The organism is Streptomyces beihaiensis, from assembly GCF_026274175.1.
GTDB lineage: Bacteria > Actinomycetota > Actinomycetes > Streptomycetales > Streptomycetaceae > Streptomyces > Streptomyces beihaiensis.
The window spans coordinates 18,122-30,849 of record NZ_JAPHNL010000314.1 but is presented as its reverse complement, the minus strand read 5'-3'; the positions used below and the strand labels follow the sequence as shown (position 1 = coordinate 30,849).

General features: G+C 71.1%; 11 protein-coding genes and 1 pseudogene. 8 read left to right on the top strand and 4 right to left on the bottom strand.

The annotated features are described in order from the left end of the window. Positions 1-85 precede the first annotated feature (85 nt). Positions 86-976: a LysR family transcriptional regulator gene (locus OFY01_RS28145; protein ID WP_266604613.1), complete on the top strand. Its 891-nt coding sequence runs from the start codon at positions 86-88 to the stop codon at positions 974-976. Between the two features lie 138 nt (positions 977-1,114). Beyond that, positions 1,115-1,297 carry a 4-oxalocrotonate tautomerase DmpI gene (gene dmpI, locus OFY01_RS28140; RefSeq protein ID WP_266604611.1) on the top strand — a complete coding sequence of 61 codons (183 nt, stop codon included), beginning with the start codon at positions 1,115-1,117 and terminating at the stop codon, positions 1,295-1,297. A 25-nt stretch (positions 1,298-1,322) separates the two neighbouring features. On the opposite strand, the gene OFY01_RS28135 is transcribed toward dmpI, so the two are convergent. Continuing rightward, the gene (locus OFY01_RS28135) at positions 1,323-2,156 is read right to left on the bottom strand and encodes a helix-turn-helix transcriptional regulator (RefSeq protein WP_407700442.1); all 834 of its coding nucleotides are present in this window, start codon (positions 2,154-2,156) and stop codon (positions 1,323-1,325) included. A 173-nt stretch (positions 2,157-2,329) separates the two neighbouring features. Between OFY01_RS28135 and OFY01_RS28130 the strand changes: the two genes are divergently transcribed. After that, positions 2,330-3,871, top strand: a complete 1,542-nt coding sequence (locus OFY01_RS28130; protein ID WP_266604607.1) for an AMP-binding protein — start codon at positions 2,330-2,332, stop codon at positions 3,869-3,871. A gap of 86 nt (positions 3,872-3,957) precedes the next feature. Here OFY01_RS28130 and OFY01_RS28125 read toward each other — a convergent pair whose 3' ends face one another. Both OFY01_RS28125 and ctaD read right to left on the bottom strand, forming a co-directional pair. After that, complete coding sequence (locus tag OFY01_RS28125; protein ID WP_407700441.1) at positions 3,958-4,335, bottom strand: hypothetical protein; 378 nt, start codon at positions 4,333-4,335, stop codon at positions 3,958-3,960. Further along, positions 4,332-6,059, bottom strand: a complete 1,728-nt coding sequence (gene ctaD / locus OFY01_RS28120) for an aa3-type cytochrome oxidase subunit I (protein ID WP_407700440.1) — start codon at positions 6,057-6,059, stop codon at positions 4,332-4,334. The genes OFY01_RS28125 and ctaD overlap by 4 nt, the downstream gene beginning before the upstream one ends. A gap of 288 nt (positions 6,060-6,347) precedes the next feature. Between ctaD and OFY01_RS32705 the strand changes: the two are divergent. The 3 genes and pseudogenes from OFY01_RS32705 to OFY01_RS28105 all read left to right on the top strand — a co-directional run. Further along, a pseudogene (locus OFY01_RS32705) lies at positions 6,348-6,563 on the top strand (dehydrogenase); the annotation flags it as partial. A gap of 383 nt (positions 6,564-6,946) precedes the next feature. Then, positions 6,947-7,258 (top strand): trypco2 family protein, encoded by a 312-nt coding sequence (locus OFY01_RS28110; RefSeq protein WP_266604606.1) that lies wholly within the window; start codon positions 6,947-6,949, stop codon positions 7,256-7,258. Further along, entirely contained in the window at positions 7,248-10,199 is a 2,952-nt protein-coding gene (locus tag OFY01_RS28105) for a trypsin-like peptidase domain-containing protein (RefSeq protein ID WP_266604605.1), read from the top strand. The genes OFY01_RS28110 and OFY01_RS28105 overlap by 11 nt, the downstream gene beginning before the upstream one ends. 55 nt (positions 10,200-10,254) lie before the next feature. On the opposite strand, the gene OFY01_RS28100 is transcribed toward OFY01_RS28105, so the two are convergent. Further along, positions 10,255-10,407, bottom strand: a complete 153-nt coding sequence (locus OFY01_RS28100; protein WP_266604603.1) for a hypothetical protein — start codon at positions 10,405-10,407, stop codon at positions 10,255-10,257. A 183-nt stretch (positions 10,408-10,590) separates the two neighbouring features. Between OFY01_RS28100 and OFY01_RS28095 the strand changes: the two genes are divergently transcribed. Then, complete coding sequence (locus OFY01_RS28095) at positions 10,591-10,776, top strand: hypothetical protein (protein ID WP_266604601.1); 186 nt, start codon at positions 10,591-10,593, stop codon at positions 10,774-10,776. 296 nt (positions 10,777-11,072) lie between these two features. After that, on the top strand, positions 11,073-12,713 hold the full coding sequence (locus tag OFY01_RS28090) for an AMP-binding protein (protein WP_323135574.1): 1,641 nt from the start codon (positions 11,073-11,075) through the stop codon (positions 12,711-12,713). Positions 12,714-12,728: the final 15 nt, after the last annotated feature.

Below are 12,728 nucleotides of genomic sequence, written 5' to 3'. Positions count from 1 at the left end.
GAGTCACGCCATCTTCAACGCCCACCCAACCTCAAAGACACGCTCTCCCACAGACGACCTGACCAAGCACTACTAGGGTCACGTCATGGAACTGCGCCAGCTCGCCTACTTCGTCTCCGTCGCCGAGGAACTGCACTTCGGGCGGGCCGCCGAGCGGCAGCACATCGTCCAGTCCGCCGTCAGCCAGCAGGTCCGCCGTCTCGAACGGGAGCTGGGCGCCGAGCTGTTCGACCGTTCGCCGCGGCACGTGAGGCTCACGCCGGCCGGGGAGCGGCTTCTGCCCGAGGCGCGAGCCGTACTGGCCGCGGCCGAGCGGGCCAGGGCGGCCGTGACGCGCCGCGGCACGTTGCGGATCGGCACCAGCACCGGCCTGGGCGCCCACCTCGACCGGGTCCTCGGTACCTACGCACAACTCGCCCCGGACATCACGGTCGAGCTCGTCTCCGCGCCGCCCGAGGAACGGTTGCGGCGCGTGCGCGACGGACGCCTCGACGCGACGTTCCTGCGCGGTGGGGTCGACGGGCCGAAGCCGGCGCCGGGGCTGCGCGCCGTACGCGTCTGGCGCGAGCCGCTGCTGGCTGCGGTCCCGGTCCGGCACCCGCTGGCCGCGGGCCCGGACATCGCCGTCGCCGACCTGGCCGGTCTGCCGCTCAGCCTCACCGCGCGCGACAACCACCCGGCTCTCGTCGACCTCGTCGTCGGCGCCTGCCACGAGGCGGGGTTCGAGCCCACGCCGGGCCCCACCAGCGGCACGCTCCAGGACACCCTCGCCACGATCGGTACGGGCACCACCCCGATGTGGACGGTCGTGTACGCGTCCCACGCCCAGGTGGTGCACAGTCCCAGGATCGCTTTCGTGCCGTTCAGGGCGCCGGGCCTTGCCCTGGCCACCTCCCTGGTGACGCGGGCCGATGCCGACCAAACCCTCGCCCTCTTCCTCGAAGCGTGCCTGAACAGCGACGATCACGATTTCTGATCGCTGCGCTCGCGGAGTGCTTCTTGGTCGGCGCCCCCTCGTGCGATCAACTGGTTGCGCAAGCGGGAAACCGCAGGAACCGCAGGAACCATGGGAACCACGGGGACCGCAGGAACCAGAACCGAGGGAGTCTGAGCCATGCCGATCGTCACCATTCAGCAGGGTCCGCGCGATGTCGAGGCCAAGCGCGTCCTCGTCGAGAAGGTCACGGACGCCTTCGTCGACGCGTACGAGATCCCGGCCGAGGCCGTCCACGTGTGGATCCACGAGGTTCCGGCCGAGAGCTGGGGCACGGCCGGGAAGCTCACGGCCGACAAGTGACCCGCGGCGGGCGGGGCCGCAGGCCCTACGGCAGCAGCCCCGCCCGCCGAGCCGCCACCACCGCCTCCCCGCGCGTGTGGACGCCGAGTTTCCGCATCGCCGACCGCAGATAGCCCTTGACGGTCTCCGGGCGCACCCCGAGCCGCTCGGCCGCCACCGCGTTGGTCACCCCGGCGGCCACGCAGGTCAGTACGTCCACCTCGCGCGTGGTGAGCCTCACCGCCACCTCACGCTCGACCGAGGCACCGGGCACGGTCGTGACCACGGCCCCGGCGCCCGCCCCCGCCAACCGCCCGCACACCGCGAGCAGTTCCGCCCGCAGCGCCGGATCCACGATCTTCGGGGCGAGGGCGCGCAGGGCCCCGTGCGCCTCCCGCACCTCCTCCCACACCCCTCCGCCCCCGGCCCGCGGAACCCGCGCCGCGGCCAGCAGCGCCCGTGCCTCGTCCCGGACGACCAGGGCCTGCTCCACATCGCGCGCGGCCGAGACCGCCGCGTCCAGCGTCCGGTCACCCAGCGGCCGGGCCGAGCGCAGCGCCCCGTACAGCACACCTCGCACTCGGCGGCGTACGACGACGGGGACCGCGAGGACCGAGCGCAGGCCCTCGGCCGTCACGGCCGCGTCGTACTCGTGGCTGATGTGCTGCGAGCCCTGGTAGTCGGTGACCGCGCAGGCCCGGGCGAGCGCGAGCGACTTGCCGCCCAGGCCGTTGCCCGCGGCGACCGCGAGGCCGCGCAGCGCGTCGGTCGCCGCGCCGCTCAGCTCGGCGATGCGCATGCGGTCGGAGCCGGACGTGAGCCCGCCGAACGCCACCGGCAGGCCGGTGGCCCGGCGCAGCCTCAGCAGGGCCGCGCGCATCTCGACCGCCTCGACGGCGTCTGCGGTCACTCGATCACCTCACTGTGCTCGGTTCACCCCCGTTCGGGGGTGGTGAGACCCGCGTCACGGACTACACGATGACGGACACGGTCCGCAACGCGGCAGCAGGTACGGGCCACGGACACGGGCGACCACAGGGAGCAGGGAGAGCGATGCGCGTTCCGATGACGATTGCGGACTTTCTGGACCGGGCCGAGTTCGGCTTCGCGAACAGCCCCGGTGTGATCGACGAACCGGTCCAGCCGGCGACGCCCGTGCCGACGTCGACGTACGGCCGTCTCGGCGAGCGGGTCCGGGCCTGGCAGGCCGGGTTCGACGCGCTCGGCGTGGGGGAGGGCGAGCGCGTCGCCGTGGTGAGTCAGAACTCGGCCCGGCTGCTGGAGCTGCTGTTCGCGGTGCCGATGAGCGGGCGGATCGCGGTGCCCGTCAACTTCCGCCTCAGGTCGGAGGAGATCGAGTACGTGATGCGGCAGAGCGGCGCCTCGGTGGTCCTGGTCGACCCCGAGGTGGAGCAGGCCACCGCGGGCGTCACCGCGAAGCACCGGTTCGTCCTGGGGGAGCGGACGGAGACGGAGCTGATGCGCTTCGGGGTGGAGCCGCGCCCGTGGTCCAACCCGGACGAGGACGCCACGGCGACGATCAACTACACGTCGGGAACGACGGCGCGTCCCAAGGGAGTCCAGCTCACCCACCGCAACATCTGGGTGAACGGCCTCACCTTCGGTCTGCACACGCGCGCGTGGGAGCGCGACGTCTACCTCCACACCCTCCCGATGTTCCACTGCAACGGCTGGGGCATGCCGTATGTGATGGCCGGGCTCGGAGTGAAGCAGGTGGTGCTGCGGAAGGTCGACGGAGCGGAGATCCTGCGCAGGGTGGACGAGCACGGGGTGACGCTGATGTGCGGCGCGCCGGCGGTGTGGAACGCGGTCCTCGACGCCGCCGCCGGTTGGGACGGCGCGATTCCGGGACGCGACCGGGTGCGGATCGTGTGCGCGGGCGCCCCGCCGCCGAGCCGGACGATCCAGCGTGTCGAGGAGGAGCTGGGCTGGGAGTTCACTCAGATCTACGGGCTCACGGAGACGTCCCCGGTCCTGACGTTCAACAGGACGCGCCCCGAGGACGCGGCGCTGCCCGCCGAGGAGCGGGCCCGGAAGCTGTCGCGAGCGGGCGTGCCCGCCCTCGGCGTGCGGCTGAGGGTGGCCGACTCGGGCGAGGTCCTGGCTCGCTCGAACGTGGTCCTGGACGGCTATTGGGAGAAGCCCGAGGAGACTGCGGCCGTCCTTGAGGACGGCTGGTTCCACACGGGCGACGGCGGCTCGATCGACGCGGCCGACGGCCATCTGACGATCTCGGACCGGAAGAAGGACGTGATCATCACGGGCGGCGAGAACGTCTCGTCGATCGAGGTCGAGGACACGATCTTCTCGCACCCGGGGGTGGCCGAGGTGGCGGTGATCGGAGTGCCCGACACCAAGTGGGGGGAGACCATCAAGGCCCTGGTGGTGCGGGCCCCCGGGGCGGAGGTCGACGAGGCGGAGATCATCGCGCACTGCAAGGCGCACATGGCGGGCTACAAGGCGCCGACCAGCGTCGAGTTCCGCGACGCGATCCCACGGACCGCGACCGGCAAGATCCAGAAGTTCAAGCTGCGGGAGCCGTACTGGGAGGGCCGTGACCGCGAGGTCAACTGACCTCGGCCGCGGGCCCCTCCCAGCGGCCTCGGCGTTCACCCCGCTACCCGCTACCCGCTACCCGCTACCCGTCGCCCGCCACCGGCTCACCCGTGCAGCGTCAGAGCCTCGCGGGCCAGGCAGGCGGCGACGAAGAGCGCCGCGGCCGCGGCCACCACGCGTGCGCGCAGGCGGCGGTAGCGGGCGGTGTACTCCTCGCGCAGCTCGACGCAGCGGGCCGCGACGCGTCGCGTCATGGCCTCGCTCGCGGCGGTCCGTTCCTGTGTGTAGCGGTCGACGACCTCGGCGCGCTCGTACGTCGTCAGCCACGGGAACTGGTCGCAGAAGGTCTCGGCGTCGCTGCGGGCGCTGTCCAGCTCGGCCTGCCAGTACAGGTAGCCGTCCAGCTGCCGTAGTCCTTCCTCGGGCGAACCGGCCCCGGACCGCGGGCTCGCGTGGCTCGCGGGCCGTCGCATCCCGCTCACTGCCCTCCGCTCCCCGGGGCACCGGCGCCGGTCGCGTGCGCGTGCTCGTACTGGATGACCTCGGGGTGGTGCAGGTCGAACGCCGGGGATTCGGAGCGGATCCGCGGCAGGGTGAGGAAGTTGTGGCGCGGCGGCGGGCAGGACGTCGCCCACTCGAGTGAACGTCCGTAGCCCCACGGGTCGTCCACGCCGACCATCTTCCCGTACTTGGAGGTCTTCCAGACGTTGTAGAAGAACGGAAGCATGGACAGACCCAGCAGGAAGGCGGAGATCGACGAGATGGTGTTGAGGGTGGTGAAGCCGTCCGCGGCCAGATAGTCGGCGTAGCGGCGCGGCATGCCCTCGACACCGAGCCAGTGCTGGACGAGGAACGTGCCGTGGAAGCCGACGAACAGCATCCAGAACGTCATCTTGCCCAGGCGCTCGTCCAGCATCTTGCCGGTGAACTTCGGCCACCAGAAGTGGAATCCGGAGAACATGGCGAAGACGACCGTACCGAACACCACGTAGTGGAAGTGGGCCACCACGAAGTACGAGTCCGACACGTGGAAGTCGAGCGGCGGGGCCGCCAGGATGACACCGGTCAGACCACCGAACGTGAAGGTCACGAGGAAGCCGAGCGCCCAGAGCATCGGCGTCTCGAACGACAGCGATCCCTTCCACATCGTGCCGATCCAGTTGAAGAACTTCACGCCCGTCGGTACGGCGATGAGCATGGTCATGAACGCGAAGAACGGGAGCAGCACGCCGCCGGTGACGTACATGTGGTGCGCCCACACCGTCGCCGAGAGCCCCGCGATGGCGATCGTCGCGCCGATGAGGCCGGAGTAGCCGAACATCGGCTTGCGCGAGAACACCGGGATCACCTCGGAGATGATCCCGAAGAACGGCAAGGCGATGATGTACACCTCCGGATGACCGAAGAACCAGAAGAGGTGCTGCCACAGCAGCGCGCCGCCGTTGGCCGGGTCGAAGACGTGCGCGCCGAACTTGCGGTCCGCCTCCAGGGCGAACAGCGCGGCCGCGAGCACCGGGAAGACCATGATCACGAGCACCGCGGTGAGCAGCACGTTCCACACGAAGATCGGCATGCGGAAGATCGTCATGCCCGGCGCGCGCATGCAGATGATCGTGGCGATGAAGTTGACCGAGCCGAGAATCGTCCCGAACCCGGAGAACGCGAGTCCCATGATCGCCATGTCCGCGCCGACGCCGGGTGAGCGCACGACGCCCGACAGCGGCGTGTACATGAACCAGCCGAAGTCGGGCCCGCCGTCGGGGGTGAGCAGGGATCCGACGGCGATGAGCGAGCCGAAGAGATAGAGCCAGTAGGCGAACATGTTCAGACGCGGGAACGCCACGTCGGGGGCGCCGATCTGCAACGGCATGATCCAGTTGGTGAAGCCCGCGAACAGCGGTGTCGCGAACATCAGCAGCATGATCAGACCGTGCATCGTGAATGCCTGGTTGAACTGTCCGTTCGACAGGATCTGTGTGCCGGGGCGGGCCAGTTCGGCGCGCATGAGCAGCGCCATCATGCCGCCGAGGATGAAGAACGCGAACGACGTGACGATGTAGAGCGTGCCGATCGTCTTGTGGTCGGTGGTCGTCAGCCACTTCACGACGACGTTGCCGGGCTGTTTGTGCCGCATCGGCACTTCGTTGTCGTACGTGTCTTCTTCGTCGACGGCGGCGCCGTTCGGGGGTGGGGTGTGGACGCCCACGCGGACTCCTGGGGGCTTCGGCTGAGGCGGAAAGCGTGCCCTCGCCCCGGCCGGTACGCGGGACCGGCGCCAGAGCACGCGCGGCGAGTCTCCCGCCCGCCCGGACCCCGACACGACCGGCCACGCCCGCCGGTCCCTCGCATGGCGGTCTCACGGGTGGTGACGTTGATGCGGGGGCTTGACGGGGGCGCGGGCGAGGGGGCCCGGCGGGCGTTTCGGGGTGATCGTCTACGATCGCGGGAGTCCGGCCGCGGGGCCGGGTGAGCCGTCGTTGGCAGGGGATCACGCGTGCCGAGCCGCATACGCTCCTTCTGGGTGATGAGCCCGGGGCGAGGTGAGATCATCACCTCCGAGGCCCCCCTGCCCGCTGAGGCTGAGGCCGAGGCGGTGGTGCGAACCCTGTACTCGGCCGTGAGCCGCGGTACGGAATCCCTGGTCTTTCACGGGCGGGTGCCGACGACTCAGTACGACGTCATGCGCGCCCCGTTCCAGGAGGGCGACTTCGCCTCTTCCCGCACCAGACACTGTTCCGTGGCATGGCGTCGTCTCGGTGCTCTCCTAGTGCAACCTCGACGAACACCCCGAGTTCGCGGGATCCGACACCGCTACCGAGATTCCTTGTCTGGGTGCTGACCGACCGGCGCGCCGCCCGGATGGCCGACGGAGGGCTCGGACGCGGGGCCCCGGCCCCCGGGCCTCACCGCGCGGCTCCACGAGTCGCACGTCGCCTGGGCCGAATACCACCGCGCGCTCTGAACTCCCGTTCCACTCCCACCCCCTGCGGTCCGTTGGCCCCGGTACCGTCGATGGCCCCCCGGTATGATCGACAGACTCATCGTCGTCGGCGGTCGACGTTCGGTGATCGCGGCACACACATGGGGGCGGGCGTGGACGACGGGGTGGAACTGGCCGACATGATCGCCCAGTTGCGCGGCGAACTGAGCCGGGCCATGGCCGAGGGCGAAGGGAACGGATTGCGCTTCAGGGCCGAGAAGGTCGAACTGGAGCTCACCGTCGGCGTGGAGCGGAGCCGGGAGCCCGGGGCCAAGGTGCGGTTCTGGGTCTTCGACGTCGGCGCCACCGCACGCACCGCGACCACCGCCACCCAGCGGCTCACGCTCACGCTGCAGCCGGTCGACGGCGCCACGCCCGACCGGCCCGCGGTGATCTCGGGTGACGAACTGCCCGATGAGTGCTGAACCGGCCTGCGGTGAGGCAGGGCTCGACCCGCGCCGGATCGCCGAGATCATCGTCACCGCTCGCGGCGGCAACCGGCGCGGCTCCGGCTACCGGATCACCGACACCACCGTCCTGACCGCCGCCCACGTGGTCGCGGACTCGGTCGAGCTCCGCGTGCGGTGCGACGCCGACCGCCCCGGGCAGTGGAGCACGCCCGCGGCCGTGGCGTGGGCGGACGCGGGCAGCGACCTCGCCGTGCTGACTCTCACCCCACCGGAGCAGGCCCCCACGTCCCTTGAACCGGTGCGCTTCGGACGCATAGCGGACGACCGGCACGCCGTGATCGACGTGCACGCGGCGGGATTCCCGCTGTGGAAGCGGCGCCAGGGCCCGCACGGAGCCTTCCGCGAACTGCATCAGGCCGACGGCACCGTGGCGGCCCTCTCCAACCTCCGTACCGGCACGCTGGAGCTGACCGTGACGGAGGCCGGCGCCGACCCGGACCCGGACGCCTCACCCTGGGCGGGCATGTCCGGCGCCGCGGTGTGGGTCGGGGACCGTGTCGTCGGCGTCGTCGCGGAGCACCACAGGGCAGAGGGCCCCGGCAGGCTCGCCGCCGTCCGCCTGGATCACGCGCTGCGCCGGATCGCGGAGGGGCCCCGCGCCGAACTCGCACGGCTCCTCGGCATCCTCGACCCCGAATCGCTCCCGCTCGCAGGGCCGCGCGCGGTGCAGGACGGTCCGCCCGGGTTGCGAGTGGTCGGCGTGCCGGTGGCGCACGGCATCGAGCTGTTCAAGAACCGCACCCGCGAACGCGACGAACTCGCACGGCATTTGAGCGATCCGACGATCCGCATGGTGACGTTGACCGGACGCCGTGGCATCGGCAAGAGCGCGCTCGCCGCCAAAGTCATGGATCTGCTGGACCGGGGCGAGTGGCCTGGAGACGCGCGGGGGCCGCTGCCGTCCGGTCTGGTCAATCTCTCCACACGCACCACGGGAATCTCACTGCAACGCATCTACTTCGACTGCGCCCGCCTCCTTGACCCCGGCCGCCGGGCTCACCTGCACACCGTGTGGACCACCATCCCGGAGCCGGGAGACCGCCTGGCCGAACTGTTCGCGGCCATCGGCGGCCGATTGATCGTCATGCTGCTCGACAATCTGGAAGACCTCCTCGACGACGACGGGACGATCGCCGACGACGGCCTGGCTCTGTTCCTGCGATATCTCTTCCTGGCGCGCGACACGCCCCGGCTCCTCGTCACCAGCCAGGTGCCGGTACGACTCGATCCCGAACTACGCCGGTTCACCGCCCAGGTGGAGCTCTCCGAAGGGCTCAGCTCCACCGAGGCGGCAGCCCTGCTGCGCGAGCTCGACCGGGACGGCAGCCTCGGCATCGCCGACCTCTCCGATGATGAACTGCTCAATGCCGCGGTCCGCGTCCACGGGGTGCCGCGTGCACTCGAACTCCTCGTCGGCGCGGTTGCCGACGAGGCGGCGCTGCTGCCCAGCCTTGACGACGTACTGGACGACTTCACCCAACGGCACGACATTGTGGCCGCTCTTGCGCAGGACCGTTACCAGCGTCTCGACGCGCCGGCGCGAGCCGTGCTGGCTGTGCTCGCCGCCCTGCGTACCCCCGTACGGCAGTCGGTCGTCGACGAGATCGTCGGCGGTCTCGATCCCGGGATCCAAACGGGGCCTGTCCTGAACTCCCTGGTGAGAATGCACCTGGTGGGGGTAGACCGTACGAGCCGCACCCTCGCCCTGCATCCGATGGACGCCGACCTCGCCTACGCGCAATTCGCCGAGCAGGGAGCTTTCGGGAGGCAGGAAGTGGAACGGCACATCGCATCCTGGTACGCACGGCAGGCCATGCCGCCCGAGGAGTGGCGCACGCCAGATGACCTGGAGCCACAGCGCCGACGGTTCGACCACCTCGTGCGCGCCGGGGACCACGAGGACGCCGCGCGGGTGCTCAACGAGATCAGTGACTGGCTCGTCTGGCACGGTTCGGTTCTCACTGCGGTCGCGATGCACAGCGCGGTCGACGGGCACATCCGCGACGAGCGGGTCCGGCTCACCCACACCGCCGCTTACGGGCATGCTCGGCTCAGCGCGGGCCCGATGGAGCAGGCCGTGGAGCTCTTCATGGAAGCGGCGCGCATCGCGGAGCGGCTTGAGGACCTCGGGGCATGGCAGAGTGCGCTGTTCGGCCTTGGTGACGCCCATCGGCAACTGGGCCGCCTGGACGCCGCGGTCGAGCCGTTCACCCGCGCCGCCGAACTCGCCCGCCGGATCGGTGACCGCGACCGGGAGGCTCACACGGTGCTCTCTCTGAGCCTCAACCACAGCTACCGCGGCGACGGCGAGAGCGCGTTGGCCGGAGCGGACCGGCTCGACGAACTCGCCCGCGCCGACGGTGACCTGCTCACGGCGGCGCGAGCGAGTAACGCCCGGACCATCGCCTTGCTCGCGCTGCGCCGCTGGCGGGAGGCGGCTGACGCGGGCGCGCGTACCGCGCGTGCGTACCGCGATGCCGACAGCCAGGAGGCGGTCGCGTACGCCCTGAACGCGCAGGGCCTCGGATTGCTCGGGCTCGGTGAACCGGCGTCGGCGGCGGCAACCCTCGAGGAAGCTCTCGGCGAGGCGTCACTGATGCAGAATCCTCGCGCGGAGGGTGTCTGCCTGCTCGACCTGGCATGGGCCTACTGGTGCGAGGAGCGTTTCGCACGGTGCGTGGACACCGCCGAGCGGGCCCGCGTGGCGCTGGGCGGCGCGGGAGCTGCGCAGGAGGCGGCAGCCGACGCCCTCGCCGAAGCGGCCCGCTCCCTGCCCGAGAACCCGTCGGCCGCCGCCGACGCCCTCACCCGCGCGGCCGCCGCGCTGGACGGCAACCCCGAGGTCGTCGTCCCGGACTGGCTCAGCGACCACGCCGCGCGGCTGCGCGAGGCGTGACGGCGCCCCGGCCTTGGCACACCCGGTCACGCGACACCCGTTCACGCCACGCGAGTCAGACGTAGTCGGGGCCCAGCTCCACCGCGCCGTCGGACGGCCCGACCAGAGCGCGGCCCGCGGCGATCGGGACGTGCTCGAAGACGCCAGGGGTGTGCGGGGCCGAGTCGTGCCGGGTCGGCCTCGACGCGGCAGAGGTCGCGCCGTGCACCGGGCGGGCCGAGAGTGGTGTGGCGCTGTGGTCGGCCTCGGACGAGGCGACCGTGGTGCCCTCGCCCGCCCTGATCGCCAGGGCCGGAGTCCGGGGCGGGGTGGGGCGGTTCCAGGCGCTGGGAGAACGGCGTCTCGAGCGACTCCCGCCCGCCGCCCCATCCGTACGACAGAAGTCCCCTCGGTGAGCGACTCCGCGATGCGTGATCCGCTGCCGCGCTCCCGCGTCCTCTTCGCGCCCCACGCCGAGCGGTTCCACGAAATCTCGGCGGTCGCGCTGCTCGCGGTCCTGGTCGCCACCAGCGGGCTGACGCGGGGGCGAGGCGCCTCAGGGAGCGTACGCCCGGCGCGTGTGCTGTCGCCGGGCTGATCGTCTGGCGCAAGGCTCTCTTCGTGGTCGTGGTCTTCGCGGCCGCCTTCGTCGCCGCATCATTGCGCCCCGCCAAAATCAGCCGAACCGCTGCCCCGCCGATCCGCCGATCCGCTGCACGGCAACCGACACACCTGGTGCGCGAGGCTCGACGCGGGCGTGATCAACGGGCCACACTGGGCCGCACAGGGCGGCACCGCGCGGACGCGCAGTGAGCTGAGGGAGGCGCTGGTGGGCAGGGCGAGCAGGGCGGCGCGGGCAGTGATGGTCTCGGGTCCGCGTGGGGAGGCGGGCCGGTGAGCGGGCGGCGGCTGCCGGACGCGCACGAGGTGTCGTACGCGCACGGAACGAGCACCACCCCGCTCCTCGGCGACACCATCGGCGGCAACCTCCAACGGGCCGTCGACACCTGGCCCGACCGTGACGCACTCGTCGACGTGCCCAGTGGGCGCCGCTGGACGTACGCCGAATTCGGTGCGGCGGTGGGGGAGTTGGCGCGGGGGCTCCTCGCCCGCGGCGTCGCCAAGGGCGACCGCGTCGGCATCTGGGCGGTCAACTGCCCCGAGTGGGTCCTCGTCCAGTACGCGACCGCGCGCGTCGGCGCCATCATGGTCAACATCAACCCGGCCTACCGCGCGCACGAGTTGGCGTACGTGCTCCGGCAGTCCGGCATCTCGGTGCTCATCTCCTCCACCGGGCACAAGGGCACCGACTACCGCGAACTCGTCGCCGAAGTGGCCCCGGAATGCCCTCGGTTGCGCGAGCGGGTGTTCATCGGTGAGGAGAGCTGGGGCGCACTCGTCGCGTCCGCCGCGTCGGTGACGTCCGAGCAACTGGCGGCCCGCGAGGCCGAGTTGTCCTGCGACGACCCGGTCAACATCCAGTACACCTCCGGCACGACCGGGTTCCCCAAAGGCGCCACGCTCTCCCACCACAACATCCTCAACAACGGCTACTGGGTGGGCGAGACGATCGGCTACACCGAGCAGGACCGGGTCTGCCTGCCGGTGCCCTTCTACCACTGTTTCGGCATGGTGATGGGGAACCTGGGCGCCACCTCCCACGGGGCCTGCATCGTGATCCCCGCACCGTCCTTCGAGCCCGCCGCGACGCTGAAGGCCGTCCAGGACGAGCGGTGCACCTCGCTGTACGGCGTGCCGACCATGTTCATCGCCGAGCTGAACCTGCCGGACTTCGCGGCGTACGACCTGAGCAGTCTGCGCACCGGCATCATGGCGGGCTCCCCGTGCCCGGTCGAGGTCATGAAGAGGGTCGTCGCCGAGATGCACATGGCCGAGGTCTCCATCTGCTATGGCATGACCGAGACCTCACCGGTCTCCCTGCAGACCCGCCGCGACGACGACCTGGAGCGCCGCACCGGCACGGTCGGCCGCGTCCTGCCGCACATCGAGGTCAAGGTCGTCGACCCGGCCACCGGGGTCACGGTGCCGCGCGGTGAACCCGGCGAGCTGTGCACCCGCGGCTACAGCGTCATGCTCGGCTACTGGGACGACCCCGAGCGGACCGCCGAGGTCGTGGACGCGGGCCGCTGGATGCACACCGGTGACCTGGCGGTGCTGCGCGAGGACGGCTACGGGCAGATCGTCGGCCGGATCAAGGACATGATCATCCGCGGCGGTGAGAACATCTACCCGCGGGAGATCGAGGAGTTCCTCTACGGTCATCCGCGCATCGCCGACGTGCAGGTGGTGGGCGTGCCGGACGAGAAGTACGGCGAAGAGGTCCTCGCCTGCGTCATCCTGCGCGACCCGGCCGACACCCTCACCCTCGACGAACTGCGCGACTACTGCCGCGACCGGCTCGCCCACTACAAGGTGCCGAGCCGCCTGCGCATCCTGGAGTCCTTCCCGATGACGGTGAGCGGGAAGGTGCGGAAGGTGGAGCTGCGGGAGGGGTACGGAGAGCCGGCCGAGTGAGCGGACCTCCGGCCG

Coding starts and splice junctions, on each gene's coding strand:
- OFY01_RS28145 (WP_266604613.1), top strand. CDS start 86: ATGGAACTGCGCCAGCTCGCCTACTTCGTCTCCGTCGCCGAGGAACTG.
- dmpI (WP_266604611.1), top strand. CDS start 1,115: ATGCCGATCGTCACCATTCAGCAGGGTCCGCGCGATGTCGAGGCCAAG.
- OFY01_RS28135 (WP_407700442.1), bottom strand. CDS start 2,156: ATGCGCGCGGCCCTGCTGAGGCTGCGCCGGGCCACCGGCCTGCCGGTG.
- OFY01_RS28130 (WP_266604607.1), top strand. CDS start 2,330: ATGCGCGTTCCGATGACGATTGCGGACTTTCTGGACCGGGCCGAGTTC.
- OFY01_RS28105 (WP_266604605.1), top strand. CDS start 7,248: ATGAGTGCTGAACCGGCCTGCGGTGAGGCAGGGCTCGACCCGCGCCGG.